At 60.7% G+C, this 15,570-nt stretch carries 14 protein-coding genes; 10 read left to right on the top strand and 4 right to left on the bottom strand.

Annotation, left to right across the window (positions count from 1 at the left end; translation table 11 throughout):
* The 5 genes from WC683_15420 to WC683_15400 form a co-directional block, all read left to right on the top strand.
* Positions 1 to 1,108 (top strand): phosphoenolpyruvate carboxykinase (ATP) (locus tag WC683_15420; protein MFA4973999.1); only part of this gene is annotated, 1,108 nt, incomplete at its 5' end.
* Positions 1,109 to 1,181: 73 nt separating this feature from the next.
* On the top strand, positions 1,182 to 1,802 hold the full coding sequence (locus WC683_15415; GenBank protein ID MFA4973998.1) for a hypothetical protein: 621 nt from the start codon (positions 1,182 to 1,184) through the stop codon (positions 1,800 to 1,802).
* A gap of 9 nt (positions 1,803 to 1,811) precedes the next feature.
* Positions 1,812 to 3,530 (top strand): FAD-binding protein, encoded by a 1,719-nt coding sequence (locus WC683_15410; protein ID MFA4973997.1) that lies wholly within the window; start codon positions 1,812 to 1,814, stop codon positions 3,528 to 3,530.
* Entirely contained in the window at positions 3,531 to 4,271 is a 741-nt protein-coding gene (locus WC683_15405) for a 2Fe-2S iron-sulfur cluster-binding protein (GenBank protein MFA4973996.1), read from the top strand.
* Positions 4,272 to 4,323: 52 nt separating this feature from the next.
* Entirely contained in the window at positions 4,324 to 4,851 is a 528-nt protein-coding gene (locus WC683_15400; protein MFA4973995.1) for a DUF192 domain-containing protein, read from the top strand.
* Here the strand turns inward: WC683_15400 and WC683_15395 are convergent.
* Complete coding sequence (locus tag WC683_15395) at positions 4,845 to 5,975, bottom strand: SpoIID/LytB domain-containing protein (GenBank protein MFA4973994.1); 1,131 nt, start codon at positions 5,973 to 5,975, stop codon at positions 4,845 to 4,847. The two genes, WC683_15400 and WC683_15395, sit on opposite strands and share 7 nt — an antisense overlap.
* A gap of 190 nt (positions 5,976 to 6,165) precedes the next feature.
* Here WC683_15395 and WC683_15390 point away from each other — a divergent pair, with 190 nt between their 5' ends.
* A complete protein-coding gene (locus WC683_15390; GenBank protein ID MFA4973993.1) occupies positions 6,166 to 7,749 on the top strand; it encodes a diguanylate cyclase in 1,584 nt (527 codons plus the stop codon).
* Positions 7,750 to 7,755: 6 nt separating this feature from the next.
* Here the strand turns inward: WC683_15390 and WC683_15385 are convergent, their stop codons facing one another.
* Both WC683_15385 and WC683_15380 read right to left on the bottom strand, forming a co-directional pair.
* The gene (locus WC683_15385; protein ID MFA4973992.1) at positions 7,756 to 9,651 is read right to left on the bottom strand and encodes a radical SAM protein; all 1,896 of its coding nucleotides are present in this window, start codon (positions 9,649 to 9,651) and stop codon (positions 7,756 to 7,758) included.
* 143 nt (positions 9,652 to 9,794) lie between these two features.
* A complete protein-coding gene (locus tag WC683_15380; GenBank protein ID MFA4973991.1) occupies positions 9,795 to 10,523 on the bottom strand; it encodes a uracil-DNA glycosylase in 729 nt (242 codons plus the stop codon).
* A gap of 50 nt (positions 10,524 to 10,573) precedes the next feature.
* Here WC683_15380 and WC683_15375 point away from each other — a divergent pair, with 50 nt between their 5' ends.
* From WC683_15375 to WC683_15360, 4 genes are all read left to right on the top strand, one after another.
* Positions 10,574 to 11,491: a zinc dependent phospholipase C family protein gene (locus WC683_15375; GenBank protein MFA4973990.1), complete on the top strand. Its 918-nt coding sequence runs from the start codon at positions 10,574 to 10,576 to the stop codon at positions 11,489 to 11,491.
* 97 nt (positions 11,492 to 11,588) lie between these two features.
* Positions 11,589 to 12,869, top strand: a complete 1,281-nt coding sequence (locus WC683_15370; GenBank protein MFA4973989.1) for a CBS domain-containing protein — start codon at positions 11,589 to 11,591, stop codon at positions 12,867 to 12,869.
* A gap of 6 nt (positions 12,870 to 12,875) precedes the next feature.
* Positions 12,876 to 14,132 carry an Nramp family divalent metal transporter gene (locus tag WC683_15365; GenBank protein MFA4973988.1) on the top strand — a complete coding sequence of 419 codons (1,257 nt, stop codon included), beginning with the start codon at positions 12,876 to 12,878 and terminating at the stop codon, positions 14,130 to 14,132.
* Positions 14,133 to 14,161: 29 nt separating this feature from the next.
* Positions 14,162 to 14,815, top strand: a complete 654-nt coding sequence (locus WC683_15360; GenBank protein MFA4973987.1) for a phosphopantothenoylcysteine decarboxylase — start codon at positions 14,162 to 14,164, stop codon at positions 14,813 to 14,815.
* 9 nt (positions 14,816 to 14,824) lie between these two features.
* Here the strand turns inward: WC683_15360 and coaBC are convergent, their stop codons facing one another.
* Positions 14,825 to 15,376 carry a bifunctional phosphopantothenoylcysteine decarboxylase/phosphopantothenate--cysteine ligase CoaBC gene (coaBC, locus tag WC683_15355; GenBank protein ID MFA4973986.1) on the bottom strand — a complete coding sequence of 184 codons (552 nt, stop codon included), beginning with the start codon at positions 15,374 to 15,376 and terminating at the stop codon, positions 14,825 to 14,827.
* Positions 15,377 to 15,570 lie beyond the last annotated feature (194 nt).

Here is a 15,570-nt window from a genome sequence, read left to right as displayed (position 1 = left end):
CCTCAAAATCGACCCTGGCGAGTTCGGCATCCGCTCCGGCACCTTCGTGGGCATCTCATACGAGAAGAAGATAAACCTTATAATAGGCTCCGGCTACGGCGGCGAGATAAAGAAGAGCATCTTCTCGGTGATGAACGGACTTTTGCCCGGGGAAGGCGTTTTTCCGATGCACTGTTCGGCCAATATGGGGAAGTCGGGCGACGTGGCGCTCTTCTTCGGGCTCTCCGGGACCGGCAAGACGACGCTCTCCGCCGATCCGGAACGGAGGCTGATCGGCGACGATGAACATGGCTGGAGCGAGAGGGGGGTCTTCAACTTCGAGGGGGGCTGCTACGCGAAGGTGATCAGGCTCTCCAAAGAGGCGGAGCCGCAGATATACAACGCGATCAGATCCGGGTCGCTCCTCGAGAACGTGATCATAGATCCCAAGACGCTCATCCCCGACTACGCCTCCGATCAGATCACCGAGAACACGCGTGCGACGTATCCGGTGGAGCACATCCCGGGTTGCGTGATCCCCGGCATGGGCGGCCACCCCAAAAACATCATATTCCTCACCTGCGACGCGTTCGGCGTGCTGCCTCCCATCGCAAAGCTCACCCCGGAGATGGCGATGTACCACTTCCTCTCCGGCTACACCGCGAAGCTCGCCGGCACCGAGGTCGGGGTCGACAAGCCGGAGGCCACCTTCTCCACCTGTTTCGGCGCGCCCTTCATGCCGCTCGACCCCTCGGTATATGCGATGATGCTGGGTGAGAGGATCTCGCAGCATGGCACTCGCTGCTGGCTCGTGAACAGCGGATGGAGCGGCGGACCTTACGGCGAGGGGCGCAGGATGAAGATCTCGATCACGCGCGCATTGCTCGCCGCGGCCCTCGACGGAAGGCTCTACGATTCCGAATTCGTTCCTGATCCGGTCTTCAAAGTCCTGGTGCCGAAGTCATGCTCGGGTGTTCCCTCTGAGGTTCTTTCGCCCAGGGACACCTGGCGCGACAAGACGGCCTACGACGGCACTGCCCGGCATCTGGCGGGCCTCTTTGCGAAGAACTTTGCGCAATATGCGGAGAGCGCCGGTCTGGCCATAGAGGAAGCGGGTCCCACGGCCTAGCTTGTCTTGACTCGGCACCGATCCAGCAGGTACACTCCTCACGGCTCGCAGGTCCGGCGCCAGGAGGCGGCTGATGAACGGCCACGCAGAAGATAATACCTATTATTGGCTCCACAGGATGTATTCGATCACCGGTTTTTGTTTTGCGGCCGCCTTCGTGTTCTTCTTCCTCATCCCGTATTCTTCGATCTTCGGCGGAGATGCCGCGTTCAACCGTTTGATGGTCAGGATGGACGCGGTTCCCATGCTGGGCTGGGCGCTGTTTTTCTTCGTGCTCGTCCCGCTCGTCTTCCACATGGCCATGGGGATACTCATCGTGTACAACTGCCGGATAAACGTGATCTCATACGGCTACTATAGGAATTGGATGTACGCAATGCAGAGGTTGGCCGGACTTTGCCTCATACCTTTTGTCGCTTATCACATCTATGCGGCCGGGCTCAAGCCGGTGGTCATGGGCCGGCCGATGACCGCGGAGATGATGTCATCTGCGTTCTCGTCGCCCTGGGTCAAGGCGCTGTATATGGCGGGCGTCGTCGCGGCGGCGTTTTACTTCGGCAACGGATTTGCGCATTCGTTGCGCAGCTGGGGGCTTACGGCCTCCGGCCGATCCAGGGGCGCACTCGCGATGGCGGGTTGGATCGTTACCCTCCTGCTCGCGACGTGGGGCGTCAAACTCGTCCTCTCATTCTGAAGGCAGGCCATGGCTGAAAAGGGGCTCAACATAGTCGTCATCGGCGCCGGCGTCGCAGGGATGTCGGCGGCCCTCAAGGCGTTCGATCTCGGCGCGTCTGTGACCATCATCGCGCAGGATATGCCCTACAGGTCAGGCTCGACGTGCGTTCGCGACGGTTTCTCGGCCGCGGTGGGTCTCGCTTCAGGCGATTCTCCGGAGCAGCACGCAGAGGACACCTTGAGGTGCGGCGAATTTCTGGCGAGCCGCTCCGCCGTGCGCAGGATGTGCGAGCAGGCGCCCGACATCGCGGAGTTGCTCCTCAGGCTTGGTCTTGTCTTCGACCGCACGACAGAGGGGCTCCCCAGCTTGTCGAGGGCGGCGGGTTCGACCTTCGCGCGCACGCTGTCTTCGGGCAGATCCATCGGCCAGAGGCTCGTCTCGGTCCTGTCGGGTCGTATCCTGCGCGCCTGCTCATCCGGCAGGCTCACTGCTTACTATGGATGGGAATTCCTTTCGCTGATACAGGATGAATCGGGCCGTGCGAGAGGTGTGATCGCGCAGGAGCTGCGCAACATGGAGATCAAGGCGTTCGCTGCCGACGCGGTCATACTGTGCACCGGGGGGTATCCCGCTATCTTCGGTAGACACTGCCGTTCCGCTGCGAACGACGGCGCAGCCATCGTCTCGTGCATGGAACAGGGCGCCGCTATAGCAAATCCTGAGTTCGTGCAGGTGACGCCCCTTGCCATGTCCGTCTCGAGCCGGGCGAGGTCGGTCCCTGATTCGGTGCTCTCCTCAGGCGGCGCCGTGTGGATAGAGCGCGACGGAAAACCATGGCACTTCCTCAAGGAATGGCACGGGGCCAGCGGCGGCGCAGTCCCGGACGATCTGGTCTTGAACTCGCTCGTCAGGGCGTGCAAGGAGGCCGGCGCGCGCACGAATGCGGCGCGTTTGGATCTGACGCACCTCAATCCTGAGACGATCGGTCTTAAGATGCCGTTTCTGCTCGACGCGTGTGATGCGGCAGGGCTCGATCCTTCCAGCGAGACGATGGATATCGCCCCTGCGGTGCGAAACAGCCTTGGCGGGCTCTGGGCGAAACTCGACCACTCGACCTCGATCGAGGGACTCTTCGCCGCGGGAAGCGCTGTCTGCCTTTACCACGGCGCATGCGCCATGTCCGGCAACGATCTCCTCGCATCGGTTCACGGCGGAATGGTCGCGGCGGAGAGCGCGGTGAGCTCCGCCTGCCAGAAGGGCGCGGGCGCCGCAGAGCTGTCGGCATCTCTTGTTTCCCATGCGAAGGAGCGCGAAACCGATCTCGTTTCAAGGATATCGGCAAAGCAGGGAACGGAGAACGCGTACTCGATCGCGTCCGAGCTCTCCTCCACGCTCTTCGAGAAGGCGCTCATCGAGAAGGATAACGAGCAGCTGGCGCGCGCGGCGGGCAAGATCGCAGAGCTCTCCGAAAAGCTCGCTCGCGCGCAGCTCATAGACCGCTCCGAGTGGTCGAACTCCGAACTCTCCTTCCACAGGCGATTGGCGAAGAGGCTCGTCCTCGCAGATATCTACGTAGCCGCCTCGATCGCCCGCGAGGAGAGCAGGGGAGGACATCGGAAGGCGGCTATTCCGAAGAAAGACGACAAAAAGTGGTTCGTCACCACGAGGGCTTTCATGAAGAGCGGCAAAATGGCGCTGGACCTTTCAGAGCGCGTTAACGGCGAGCCCGGCGACAGGGGATACTAGATGGCCAGCCTCTTGCTGAAGATAAAGCGGCAGGACGATCCGATGGATCTGCCTCACTGGGAGATCTTCGAGGTCGCGCTTGCGCCCGGCGTGTCGCTCGTCGACGCGTTGAGGCGGATCCAGATGCAGCCCGTGACAAACGAGGGCATCCCGACCACGCCGGTCCTGTGGGATTGTTCCTGCGAAGAGGGACTCTGCGGCGCCTGCACCGTGCTGGTCAACGGTAAGGCGCGCCAGGCGTGCGGGGTGATGCTTGATGAGTTCGACGGTCCGGTGACGATCGAGCCGCTTACCAAGTATCCGGTGGTCCGGGATCTCATCGTCGATCGCAGCTCCATGATGGATGCTCTTTCGCGCAACCTGTGCTGGACCGATGTCGACGATCTCGCCCCCAGAGGCGATCGGGTGAAGATGACGAAGGATGAATCCGACGCATCCTGTTTTCTGGATTGCGTCATGTGTGGGGCGTGCAGCGAGGCCTGCCCGCAGGTCAATTCCAGGTCCGCGTTCGCGGGGGCGTTCGTCTTCAGCAGTCTCTTGCCCGTGATCCGCAACAGGACCGGGAAAGAGGGCGCCCCCTCTCGCCTCTCCGCCCTTGCCGGCAGGGGCGGGGTGGCCGACTGCGCCGGGGCGGAAAATTGCGAGAGGGCTTGCCCACGGGGCATTCCTCTGGTAAAGGCTTCGGCTATCCTCTCCTGGGACGTGGCGAAGAGTTCGCTCGCCCGATTCTTCAGGGGATGACACCGGCGGAATGAAATTTCAGACGCGTCGATTTATCGACAGGGAGGTCGAGATGAAAAAGACAGTATACTTGCTGGGCATATTCCTCGCTTTCTTCATGATCTCCGCATCAGGTTGCGAGAAGATGCAGCAGGCGAGCGGGGACGAGCAGGAAGCGCAGGCGGATTCTCTTGCGCAGGAACAGGGGGGCGATATGCCGGCTGCGACTGAGGTGGTCCTGGCGACGATCGTGGTAAACGGCAAGGAATTCTCCGTCGAGATCGCGAAGACCGACGAGGAGAAGGCCAAGGGACTCTCAGGACGCGAGTCGTTGCCGGAGAACTCGGGCATGTGGTTCGTCTTCGAGAGACCTGTGCAGGAGCGCTTCTGGATGCAGGGCATGGAGATGCCGCTGGACATGGTCTTCGTGGACGAGAATATGAAGGTGGTCCACGTGGTGGAGAATGCTGTGCCGGGCTCCACTGAGCTGATATCCTCTCCTGCTCCCTTCATGTACGTGCTGGAGCTAAACGCCGGAGCCGCTGCCAATAACAGCATCAAGGCGGGCGATGTCGTCGAAAAGCGAGTGGGTTCTCAGTAGGACTTCATGATCTGCGCGTCCGCATAATAGAACTTCAGTATCTGTTCGTATGTGGCGCCCTGGTCCGCCATTCCTTTCGCACCCCATTGGCACATGCCTACGCCGTGCCCATAGCCTCGACCGTTGAACACCACTGAGCCGCGCGCAAGCTTTGCGTCGAACCATGTGCTCTTTATCCTGGCGAACCCGAACATGGACCTCAAGTCCGTGGCCCTTATCGCCTCGACGCCGCCCGCATGCTCGACTATGAGCTGATCGACCCTGGGCGAATCCATCTCAGACCTGATCGATACCGACCTGACGCCTTCGATGGCGATCCCGTTTTTCTCGAGTGTCTCCAGGAATTCAGAGGCCGGGATCGAGGCGGTCCAACTCCTCTTCGGCGAGCGCTCGCAGAACCTGTCTTTGACCTGAGGCGGTCCCCATCCATTCTCCCAGACATTGTGCGCGTGCTCGGTGAGCCCCCCGCAGCAGCTGTGGTAGTAAGCGGGGAAAATGGCGCCGTCGCGCATGAGCACGAGGCCCGCAGTCGCATCCACGGCTCTCTTCGCCTCGTCCGCCTCCCTGTTCACGCCTTCGTAGACCTGGGAGAGCACGGTGGCGGTGACGTCGTAATCGCGGCCCGAAGCGCCGCCCGCCGCATCCGCATGATGGAGCGCGTAGGTGCGCGCCGCGATCGCCTGCGCCTTGTACGCCTCGATGGGCCATCCGGGGTACATCTCGCTGCCCAGGAGCCCCACGAGGTATTCTTCGAGCGGGAGATTGTTTATGACGACGAGCTTGGAATCGCCTTTCCACAGGACTTTGATCTCGCCTCTCAACACCTTTCCCTCTGTCTCGTAGCGCCTCGTCCTGTTCGAGAGCAAGGCCTGGGATCCGATCGGGTCCCCGTGGAAGAGGAGGCCTTTGGGTCCGGCCGAGATCATGATTGTCGATCCTGACTTGCGCTCCAGTGATTTGGGCGCGGCGCCGAACGATATCTGTATCGGCGTATCGATCCCCGTTATTGCGGTGCTTCGGCCCTCGAATATGAGGACGCGTATGTCGGGCGGTGGGAGCGCCTGCGCATCGAAGGGCGCGGACACGATAGCCAGAAAGAGGGGGATCAGTGCGAGCTTCTTCATCGAATTCACTATAATGCATAAACCCCATGTGGGCAACCGATAAATTATTGATAAGACAGGGTTTTTTGTCTGAAATATCTTAGCAACTTCTTGTGTTGGCGGCCGATACCCTATATGGAAGCCTGCTTATGCAGCAGTGGCAGGCATTGCAGCCAAGGGGCCTGTTCTGGTTAGGGGTGATCGTTTGCGCATGAATTCTGCAAAGGGCTGGGGGATCGGCGTCTCAATACCGATCAAGGTCGCCGCTGTCACGGGTCTGGCCTACGCCGCTGTTTGGGTGGTCGGGCGTTTTCTCATCCAGTACGGCATCATCGATTTCTCATCGACTGTGTTCGGGATAAAGTTGGGTCTGGTATTCACGGCGGCGGAGGCGGTAGCGGCCGCCGTCGCGGCCACTGCGGCCATCCATTCGTTCCTAGATAAGCCGCTCGGAGGACTCAAACGCGCGATACAGCGCGCGGAGAGGGGCGATTTCCTCATACGCGCTCCGGTGAGCGCGGACGATGAGCTGGGCGAAGTGGCGCGTTCGTTCAACAGGATGCTCAGCAGGATCACCGACCTCTCCGCCCAGAACATCCAGTCCGAGCAGGACCGGATAATGGCGGCTGAGCAGGAGAGGCTCCGCAAGAGCCTCGAGGAGAAGAGCGCGATCATAGAGCGCAGCAACAGGATGCTCGAAAAGTTCGTCAAGGACCTCTCGCTGATCTACGAGATCGGCCAGGAGGTCAACTCCATCATCGACCTGGACAGGCTTTACTCGACCATCGCGGCGACGCTCACGAAGTATCTGAAGGTGAACGAGTTCGCGCTGATGATTTTCGACGAGAAAGCGGAGGAGCTGCAGATCAAGGCTGCCTTCGGATTCAAGAACGCGGAGGCGGTGGCAAGCATGGTCTTCAAAAAGGGCGAGGGGATATCCGGGCTCGCCGCGCAGACCGGCAAGAAGATCTACATAAAGGACACGAGCCACGAGGATCGCTTCCTCAACTACAAGGGCGAGAAACCCGACGATCCTTCGTCCTTCCTCTCCATCCCGCTCATCTACAAGGACGAGGTCCTGGGCGTGATCAACTTTGGGAGGCGCGGTATCTCCAGCTTCACTTATCAGGACGTGCAGATGCTCTCGCTCACCGCCGGCCAGATAGCGCTGGCCGTGGCCAACGCCAGGCTCTACACCCGCACGCGCGAGCTCACGGTCAAGGATGAGCTCACGGGCATCAACAACCGCCGCCATTTCCAGAACATGTTGCAGATGGAGTGGAAGAGGGCCATCCGATTCCACAGGCCGCTGTCGCTCATCATGGTCGACGTGGACTACTTCAAGGACTACAACGACACATTCGGTCACCTGCAGGGGGACCAGGTCCTCAAGCAGATAGGCGCGATACTGAGGCGCAACCTCCGCGAGGTCGATACGGTGGCGCGCTTCGGCGGCGAGGAGTTCGTGCTCCTCCTTCCGGACACCGACAAGCGCGGCGCGATAGCGGTGGCGGAGAAGGTGAGGCTGCTCGTCGAGGGACACAGGTTCAGCACGCCGGACCGCAAGGTGACCAGGGACATCACCATATCCGCCGGCATCGCCACGTACCCGGACGACGTCGAGGAGATGGACGACCTCATCGACCACGCCGACATCGCCCTCTACAGGGCGAAAGAGGGCGGCCGCAACCGCATCGAATGTTTCAAACCGTTGTCCGCTGAGGGCGCGGAGGCGCCGGAGGTTGTCGCGGCTCAGGAAGCCGCTTCCGACGACGAGCCCAAGATCCTGCAGTAATCCTTCCTATGCCTTCGCTGTCGAGCAGCAGCCGTAGTTGTCCGGCATGTGGTATTCGCGCGGGGCGCCTTCGCGGATCCCGTAGTCCTTCACCACGATCTGCGGTAGCGATGGATCGGCCGGGAAGCGCTTCTTGCGGTTTGCTGAAGAATGGGGTGTCCCGGCTTCTTTGTAGTCGTTGATCTTGGTCGTCTGCTCTTTTTCCTCCACGCGCGCCCTGTAGTATGGGCCCGAGTTGTAGGTGCAGAAGGGATACATGTTGCCGTCAGGGGCCGACTGGTGGATCACGCAGCGCCTGACGCGCTCGCAGTCGTAGTTGTACCTGTCCTGGAAATGCATGCCCGCGACAAATATCGTGTTATAGCTGAACTTCTTCTCGGCGTCGGGCTGTCTGCCCCTCTCCGTGTCCTTGTAGCCGTCCATGACGCCGAGCAGCCTCCGGAAGGTGAGTCCGGTCGGCGCCTTCTTCTCGTCGAAGTGTTTTTTCACGATGCGCAGCGCCCTGGCTCCGCCCATGAGGTCTGCAGACTTTGCGAGTCCCAGGGAGCTGAGCAGCTTGTACCACGTCTTCCGCCTGCGGGCCGCCAGCTTGTCGGCCAGACCTTGAAGGTCATGCAGCGCTCCGCGCAGGTCGAAGAACTCGGTCATGGACTTGATCTCGGTCTTGTCCTCCGGGTTGATGAAGAGGTATCCGCCGCCCCCGCAGTCCGGGTGGCATGATACGAAAAACGCGGGCTTGCCGGAGAGCGCTTCCGAGATGCGCGAGAGCGGCTGCGTGCAACCCAGCCCAAACCAGTTGGTGCGCGGCATCGTGCCGCCGGTCTGTTCCTCGACGTCCAGCGCGAGGTGCGTGATGGTGTAGCGCTGTTGCATCCTGTCCTTCTCCGCGATGCGGCCGGTGAAGCAGACCGGCTGAAAGCTGATGCCGGTGATGACGTCGGAGTGGTCGCACGCGAAGCGAACGATCGCGCCCACATGGTCGTCGTTGACGCCGCGTATGACCGTGGGCACCAGCACTATCCTGAGCCCCACCTTGCGGCATACCTCGATGACCTGCAGCTTCATCTCAAGGCAGTCCTCGCCGCGGGTCTTTCTGTAAACGTCGCGGGTAACACCGTCGAACTGCAGGTACAGGGAGTCGAGCCCGGCCTCGCGGCAGCGGCGCGCGAAGTCGAGGTCCGACATGTTCTTGCCGTTGGTCGCGATCTGGATGTGGCCGAACCCCATCTCCTTCGCCATCGCTACGATCTCGATGAAGTTGGGGTGTATGGTGGGCTCGCCGCCCGAGAACTGTATCACCTTGCAGGGCACGGGCCTTCTGTCGCGCAGGGTCTTGAGCATTCTGCGCACCTCGTCGACCGAAGGCTCGGTGATGAATCCCATCGCGTTCGCGTTTGCGAAGCAGACAGGACAGGTCATGTCGCAGCGGTTGGTGAGGTCGATGTTGGACATGGCTGTGTGAGAGTGGTGCATGTTGCACAGCCCGCAGTTCTCAGGGCACGACTTCCCGGACTCCGCCTGTACTAGCGGATTGGTGATCCCCCTCTGATCCCCGAAGCGCAGCGTGAACATCGACATGTAGAAATCCACGTCAGGCGATATCAGCTCGCGGAAGTAGCCGTGCTCTCCGCACTCCTTCTCCATGTAGACCGCCTTGCCTTCGCAGAACTTGCGTGCGCGTATCACCTTGCCGCACTCCGGGCAGAGCGAATCGGTCCAGTAGGGGAGCGTCCAGGGGACTTCGCGGATAGGATGGCCCGAGTAAGTCATCTTGGGCTGGCACCGGTTCATGAACGCGGGCCTGGACTCGCCTCGAACGATCTTGGAGCCCTGTTTGCACATGTTTGTGGATATCTCGACCGCTGGTTCGGCGCTCATTCCTATGCCTGGTTTCGGATTCATCTTGTTCTCCTCCCCTGTTTCTGCGCCCTTGGCGTTCAGTCTGTTTAAAACGTTGTAAATAATTGATATTTAAGGCCTTTTAAGGATGCGTCGGGGTACCAGAAAGGGGGTGTGCCGTCAAGCGGTATAAGGGTTTTTACGGGTCACGTTTTTTTCAATAATTCCATTACCTTCTGCATATCCTCCCAGACAGGTTTCTTCATGTTGGCGTTTCGGAGGAGGAAGGCGGGGTGGTAGGTGGGCATCACGGGTATTCCCTGCCAGTCGAGGAGCTTGCCCCTGGCCCTCGTGATCTTGAGCTCGGGTCCAAAGAGGCTCTGGAGTGCCACCCCCCCGAGACATACGATCACACTGGGCCGGATTATCTTCACCTGGCTCATGAGAAATCCGACGCAGGCCGCGACCTCGTCCGGCTCGGGGTTTCGGTTGTTGGGGGGCCTGCATTTCACGATGTTCGCGATATAGACGTCGCTTCTCTTGTATCCCATGGCCTCGATGATCTTCGTGAGCAGCTGACCGGCCAGTCCCACGAACGGTTCGCCCTGCATATCTTCGTCGCGGCCCGGCCCTTCGCCTATGAACATGAGTTTCGCATTCGGGTCGCCCACGCCGAAGACCAGGTTGGTCCTTCCCTTGTGCAGCTTGCAGAGTTTGCAGTCGCCTATCCCGGCCCGCAGTTTCTCCATCGCCTTCGCCTTGTCGCCGGCAGCCAGCATCGGCATCACGGGCCTGAGCTCCTGTGTTTTGCGTTCCCCGGCAGGGCGCCTTGTCTTAGGCAGCTCGTAGAGGCCCAGAGAAATCGCGTATTCGAGGAGGTTTCGCACATCCCCCGCCGCGTCGAGGATATCCTTTGATCTCTGCCGTGCAGGCATCCGCCAACTCCCTATTTACGATCTTGCGGGAGCGGACTATAGTTTCGCACATGGTGTTTGTCTACGCAGTAATTGTCGCGCTCATCGTGATTGCCATGCCGAATGCCGCGCACGCCTGGGGACCGGGCATGCACGTGGAGATCGCCCTGGGCGCCATGTCCAAGCTGGCAGTCATCTCGCCGGTGATCGCCGATCTCATGCGCCGCTTCCCCGATGCTTTCATATACGGGGCCGCGAGCCCGGACATCATCATGGGCAAGCGCTACTACGGCTATCTGCACCACTGCCACAACTGGACGATGGGGAGGTTGATCCTGGCCGAGGCGGAGGGCGACCTGCAGAGGGCCGCTGCCTACGGGTATCTCATGCATCTGGCCGCGGACGTCGTGGCGCACAACTACTACATCCCGGTCAAGATCGTGCGCAGCTGGAGCACGAGGCTGCTCACGCATACCTACTGGGAGATGCGTTTCGACGTCGGCGTGAGCGATCGGGCGTGGAAGATGCTGGGCTCCATCGGCAAACCTGCGATTGAGCGCTTCGACCTCCTCCTGGAGCGGGTCCTCAAGAAGACTCTCTTCTCCTTCTCAACGAACAAGCGCATCTTCAACTCGATCGTCATGCTTCAGAAGATGCGGGGACTGAGGGCGAGCCTCGCTGCCTACGCCAGGCGCTCCCGCTTTCCCATCGAGGAGGAGAACCGCTCGCACTACATGGACCTCGCCATGGATGCGGCGATCGGTTTTTTGAAGGACCCGGAGCATGCGCCGTGCCTCGACATAGATCCCGCTGGCCTGAGTCGCCTCGATTATGCGGCCAGGCTGCGGCTGGGCATCAGGGCCTCGATGAAAAAGGGGCTCATACGCGAACCCCAGGCGGAGAAACTCGTGGAGCTGGTGAAGGACGGGCTGGCGCTCGGGCTCTACCGGCCGAACATGGTGCTCCCCGGAGTGATGGACGTGCTCTGAAAACGCCTCAAATTAATGAAACTGCTTGCATTGGGGATGTCGGGGAGTATTGTCCGCCCCCGAAAATGGATAACGCAGACCCTGGCAGTAGAAACCCATGTTCACATACTTTACCGATCTCTCGAAAAGGGACGTGGTGGACCGTCACGGACGGTTCCTCGGCCACCCCTATGATTTCATGGCTCGCCTGGACGAGGTCTATCCGCGCGTAACCGCGCTCGTCGTATCGAAGGGGATATTCGACAAGAGATATTACGTCATCCCGTGGAAGGATGTGCACCAGACTGATCGCGGGCTTGCGCTGAAGGTCCCGATCGAGTCGCTCGCAGAGGTGAAATCCTATCGTAAGGAGGACGAGCCCACGCTTCGGCGCAACATCCTCGACCAGCAGGTGGTGGACACGTTCAACCGCAAGCTGGTGCGCGTCAACGACCTGCATTTCCTCCGGGTGGACGACGATCTCAGGCTCGCGCACGTGGACATAGGCCTTCGCGGCCTGGTGCGCAGGCTTGGCTTCGAGCGCATAGTCGACGCGTTCGTGCACGTATTCAACCGCCATGCGCGCTATCTCAACGAGGAGGGGCTGATCTCCTGGAAGTACGTCCAGCCGCTCTCGATCCAGTCCGCAACCGGCCAGATACAGCTGAACGTGGACATGCAGCAGCTCAAACAGATCCCGCCCTCCGACATATCGCAGATGCTCGCCGAGCTCGACCCATACCAGCGCGCCGCGCTGATAAAGACGCTGGACGTGCAGGGCCAGGTGGACACGATCACCGAGCTGGACTTAAAACTCCAGAAGGACATCATCGAGGAGCTGGACACGCAGACCGCGGTGCGCCTCGTGGAGCGGATGCCGGCCGACGAGGCGACGGATCTGCTGGCGAAGCTGGCGAAACGCGACTCGGACCGCATCATGGGGATGCTCTCCGCGAAGAAGGCGCGCGAGATCGCAGAGCTCATGACGCACGAATCCGACTCGGCCGGCGGGCTCATGACCACCGAGTTCATATCGCTCAGGCCCGCCATGACCGTGGGGCAGGCGATCGACCATATCCGCTGCGTGGAGATACAGAAGGCGGAGACGATCTATACGGCGTTCGTCATAGACGAGCGCGACGTCCTCACGGGTTCGATATCGTTCAGGAAGCTCCTGCTCGAGCCGATGGATGCGAAGATCAGCGACGTCATGCAGCACAAGCCGCCGTCCGTGAAGGTCGATGCCTCGGTCAAGGACGTGGCGTATGCCATGGATAAATACAACCTCTACACGCTGCCCGCCGTGGATGATGAGGGAAAACTCGAGGGTATAATCACCGTGGACGACGTGCTTCACGCCGCGGTCGAGGAGGCGTGGGGCAAGCGCACCGGCCTCTGATCTTTTATGAGTGCAATCCAGAAAACGAAAGTCGCCGGGCCCAGGGGTTTCTGGCGCAATATCGTCATATTCCTGGCGGTGCTGGGCCCGGGCATAATCACGGCCAACGTGGACAACGACGCGGGCGGCATAGCCACCTACTCGGTCGCAGGCGCTCACTTCGGATATGATCTGCTCTGGGCCGTGGTCCCGGTGATCTTCGCGCTCATCGTCGTGCAGGAGATGAACGCGCGCATGGGCGCGGTGACCGGCAAGGGCTTGGCCGACCTCATCCGCGAAAATTTCGGGGTCAAGGTCACCTTCTACGCCATGCTGGCGCTCATGGTCACGAATCTCGGCAACACGATGTCCGAGTTCTCGGGCGTGGCCGCGAGCCTTGGCATCTTCGGTGTCTCCAAGTACGTCAGCGTGCCGATCTCGGCGCTGCTCGTGTGGCTGCTCGTGGTCAAGGGCACGTACAAATTGGTCGAGAAGGTCTTTCTCGTGGCGTGCCTCTTCTACATCTCCTACATCGTCTCCGGCTTTCTTGCCAAACCCGGCTGGTCCGAGGTTGGCATGGCGATGGTAACACCCAGGATCCACTTCGACATGCCCTATCTCTACATGCTCATCGGCATCATCGGCACCACGATCGCCCCCTGGCAGCTCTTCTTCCTGCAGGCCTCGATCGTGGAGAAGGGCGTGGGCGTGGAGAACATAAGACACTCGCGCTGGGACGCTATCGCCGGCTGCATCATGGCCGGGGTGGTCGTCTTCTTCATAATAGTGGCCTGTGCGGCCACGATCTATCCCTCCTCGATAAGGGTGGTGGACGCGGCGGACGCCGCTCTCGCCCTGAGGCCCCTGGCCGGCGATTACTGCTCCTGGCTCTTCGCCTTCGGCCTGTTCAACGCCTCGATCTTCGCCGCGTGCGTGCTGCCGCTGGCGGTGGCCTACTACGTGTGCGAGGGCCTGGGTTTCGAGGCCGGCATCAACAAGAGTTTCTCCGAGGCCCCGCAGTTCTACTCGCTCTTCACCGCCACCATCCTCATCGGCATGGGGGTGGTCCTCATCCCCGGCTTCCCGCTTTTTAGGATGATGGTCTTCTCGCAGGTGGTCAACGGGATCGTGCTTCCGTTCATCCTCATCTTCATGATCCTGCTGGCCAACCGGCGCGACGTCATGGGCGAGTTCACAAACGGCCGGGTCTGGAACACGGTCTCATGGGTCACCGTGGCCGGTGTCATCGGGCTCACGGTCCTCATGACTCTGAGCTTTCTATGACCTCAGAAAAATGCTAAAAGATTGATCGTATGGACGGCTTCAGGGGAAGGCTGGAGGGCAAGAGGAAACTCAGGGTCCTGATCACAGCGGGGCCCACGCGGGAATATATCGATCCCGTCCGCTTCATATCCAACGACTCCTCAGGCATGATGGGATTCGCGCTCGCCGCGGCTGCGCGCGACATGGACTGCCTGGTCACCCTGATCTCAGGGCCTGTGGCGCTGAAGACCCCGGAGGGAATCACCCGCGTGGACGTGGTCTCGGCCGAGCAGATGTACCGCGAAGTGAAGAAGAGGGCGGCCAAGGCCGACGTGGTCATCATGGCCGCCGCGGTCGCGGACTGGCGGCCGAGGCGCATGCTCAAGGAGAAGATGAAGAAGGGGCCGATCCCGCCGAACATCGAGCTCGTGAGGACCCATGACATCCTCATGGAGATCGGCAAGAGGCGACGGCCGCAGCAGAGGATCGTGGGGTTCGCGCTGGAGACCAAGAACCTGGAGGAGAACGCCCGCGAGAAACTGCGCAGGAAGGGCTGCAGCTGGGTCGTGGCCAACACCCAGGACGCCATCGGGGCCCTGGCCAGCCGCGCGATATTGTTCAGCAGATCGGGAAAGAGGGTGAGACTCCCCAAACTTCCCAAAGAGGATCTGGCGTACGTGATACTCTCGAACGTGCTTTCCTGAAGCCCGAAACTACTTCATAAGGCGGATTATTTTCTGGAGGATCTCATCAGGCTCCGGCAGCCTTCCTTTGCCCTCGTATCCGCACGCGAGTTCCCCCACACCGGGCTCCATGAACCTGTAGCCGAGCTTCGTAAGGCCTGCCACGTTGGCCTGCGTGATGGGGTTATCCCACATGTTGGAGTTCATGGATGGCGCGAAGAGGACAGGGGCCTTTGTCGCGCAGATCACGGTGGTGAGAAGATCGTCGCAGATCCCGTGCGCGATTTTGGCGATGAGGTCCGCGGTCGCGGGGGCGACGAGCACCAGGTCCGCGCGGTCCGCAAGCGAGATGTGGCTGATCTCCTTTTCCTGGATCAGGTTCCACATGTCCGTGTGCACCGGGTTCGCCGTGAGCGTCTGGAGCGTGAGAGGGGTTACGAACTGGGCCCCGGCGGAGGTCAATACGCAGTGGACATCCGCCCCGGACTTGGTCAAAAGCCTGGCCAGTTCGCAGCACTTGTACGCCGCGATCCCGCCGCCGATCCCGAGCACCACCGACTTGCCCTTGAGGTCCTTTTTCATGGCAGGCAGGACAATATTTATCCGGCCGAAATATGCAATGGCCAAATTGTTGCCCCTTGCGTCATTGTGCATATTGCATATGATATCGCGTTTGAAAGAGGGGGCGATATGGCGCAGAGACTTACCGATGCCGAAAGAGCGACATTGCTCAAACTCGCGCGCGAGACGATCGCGCAGTATCTCAAGGACGGCAA

It is taken from the genome of bacterium (genome assembly GCA_041648665.1).
Classification (GTDB): domain Bacteria; phylum UBA10199; class UBA10199; order 2-02-FULL-44-16; family JAAZCA01; genus JAFGMW01.
The sequence above is the reverse complement of the archived record's forward strand: the minus strand, read 5'-3'. Positions and strand labels throughout refer to the sequence as shown.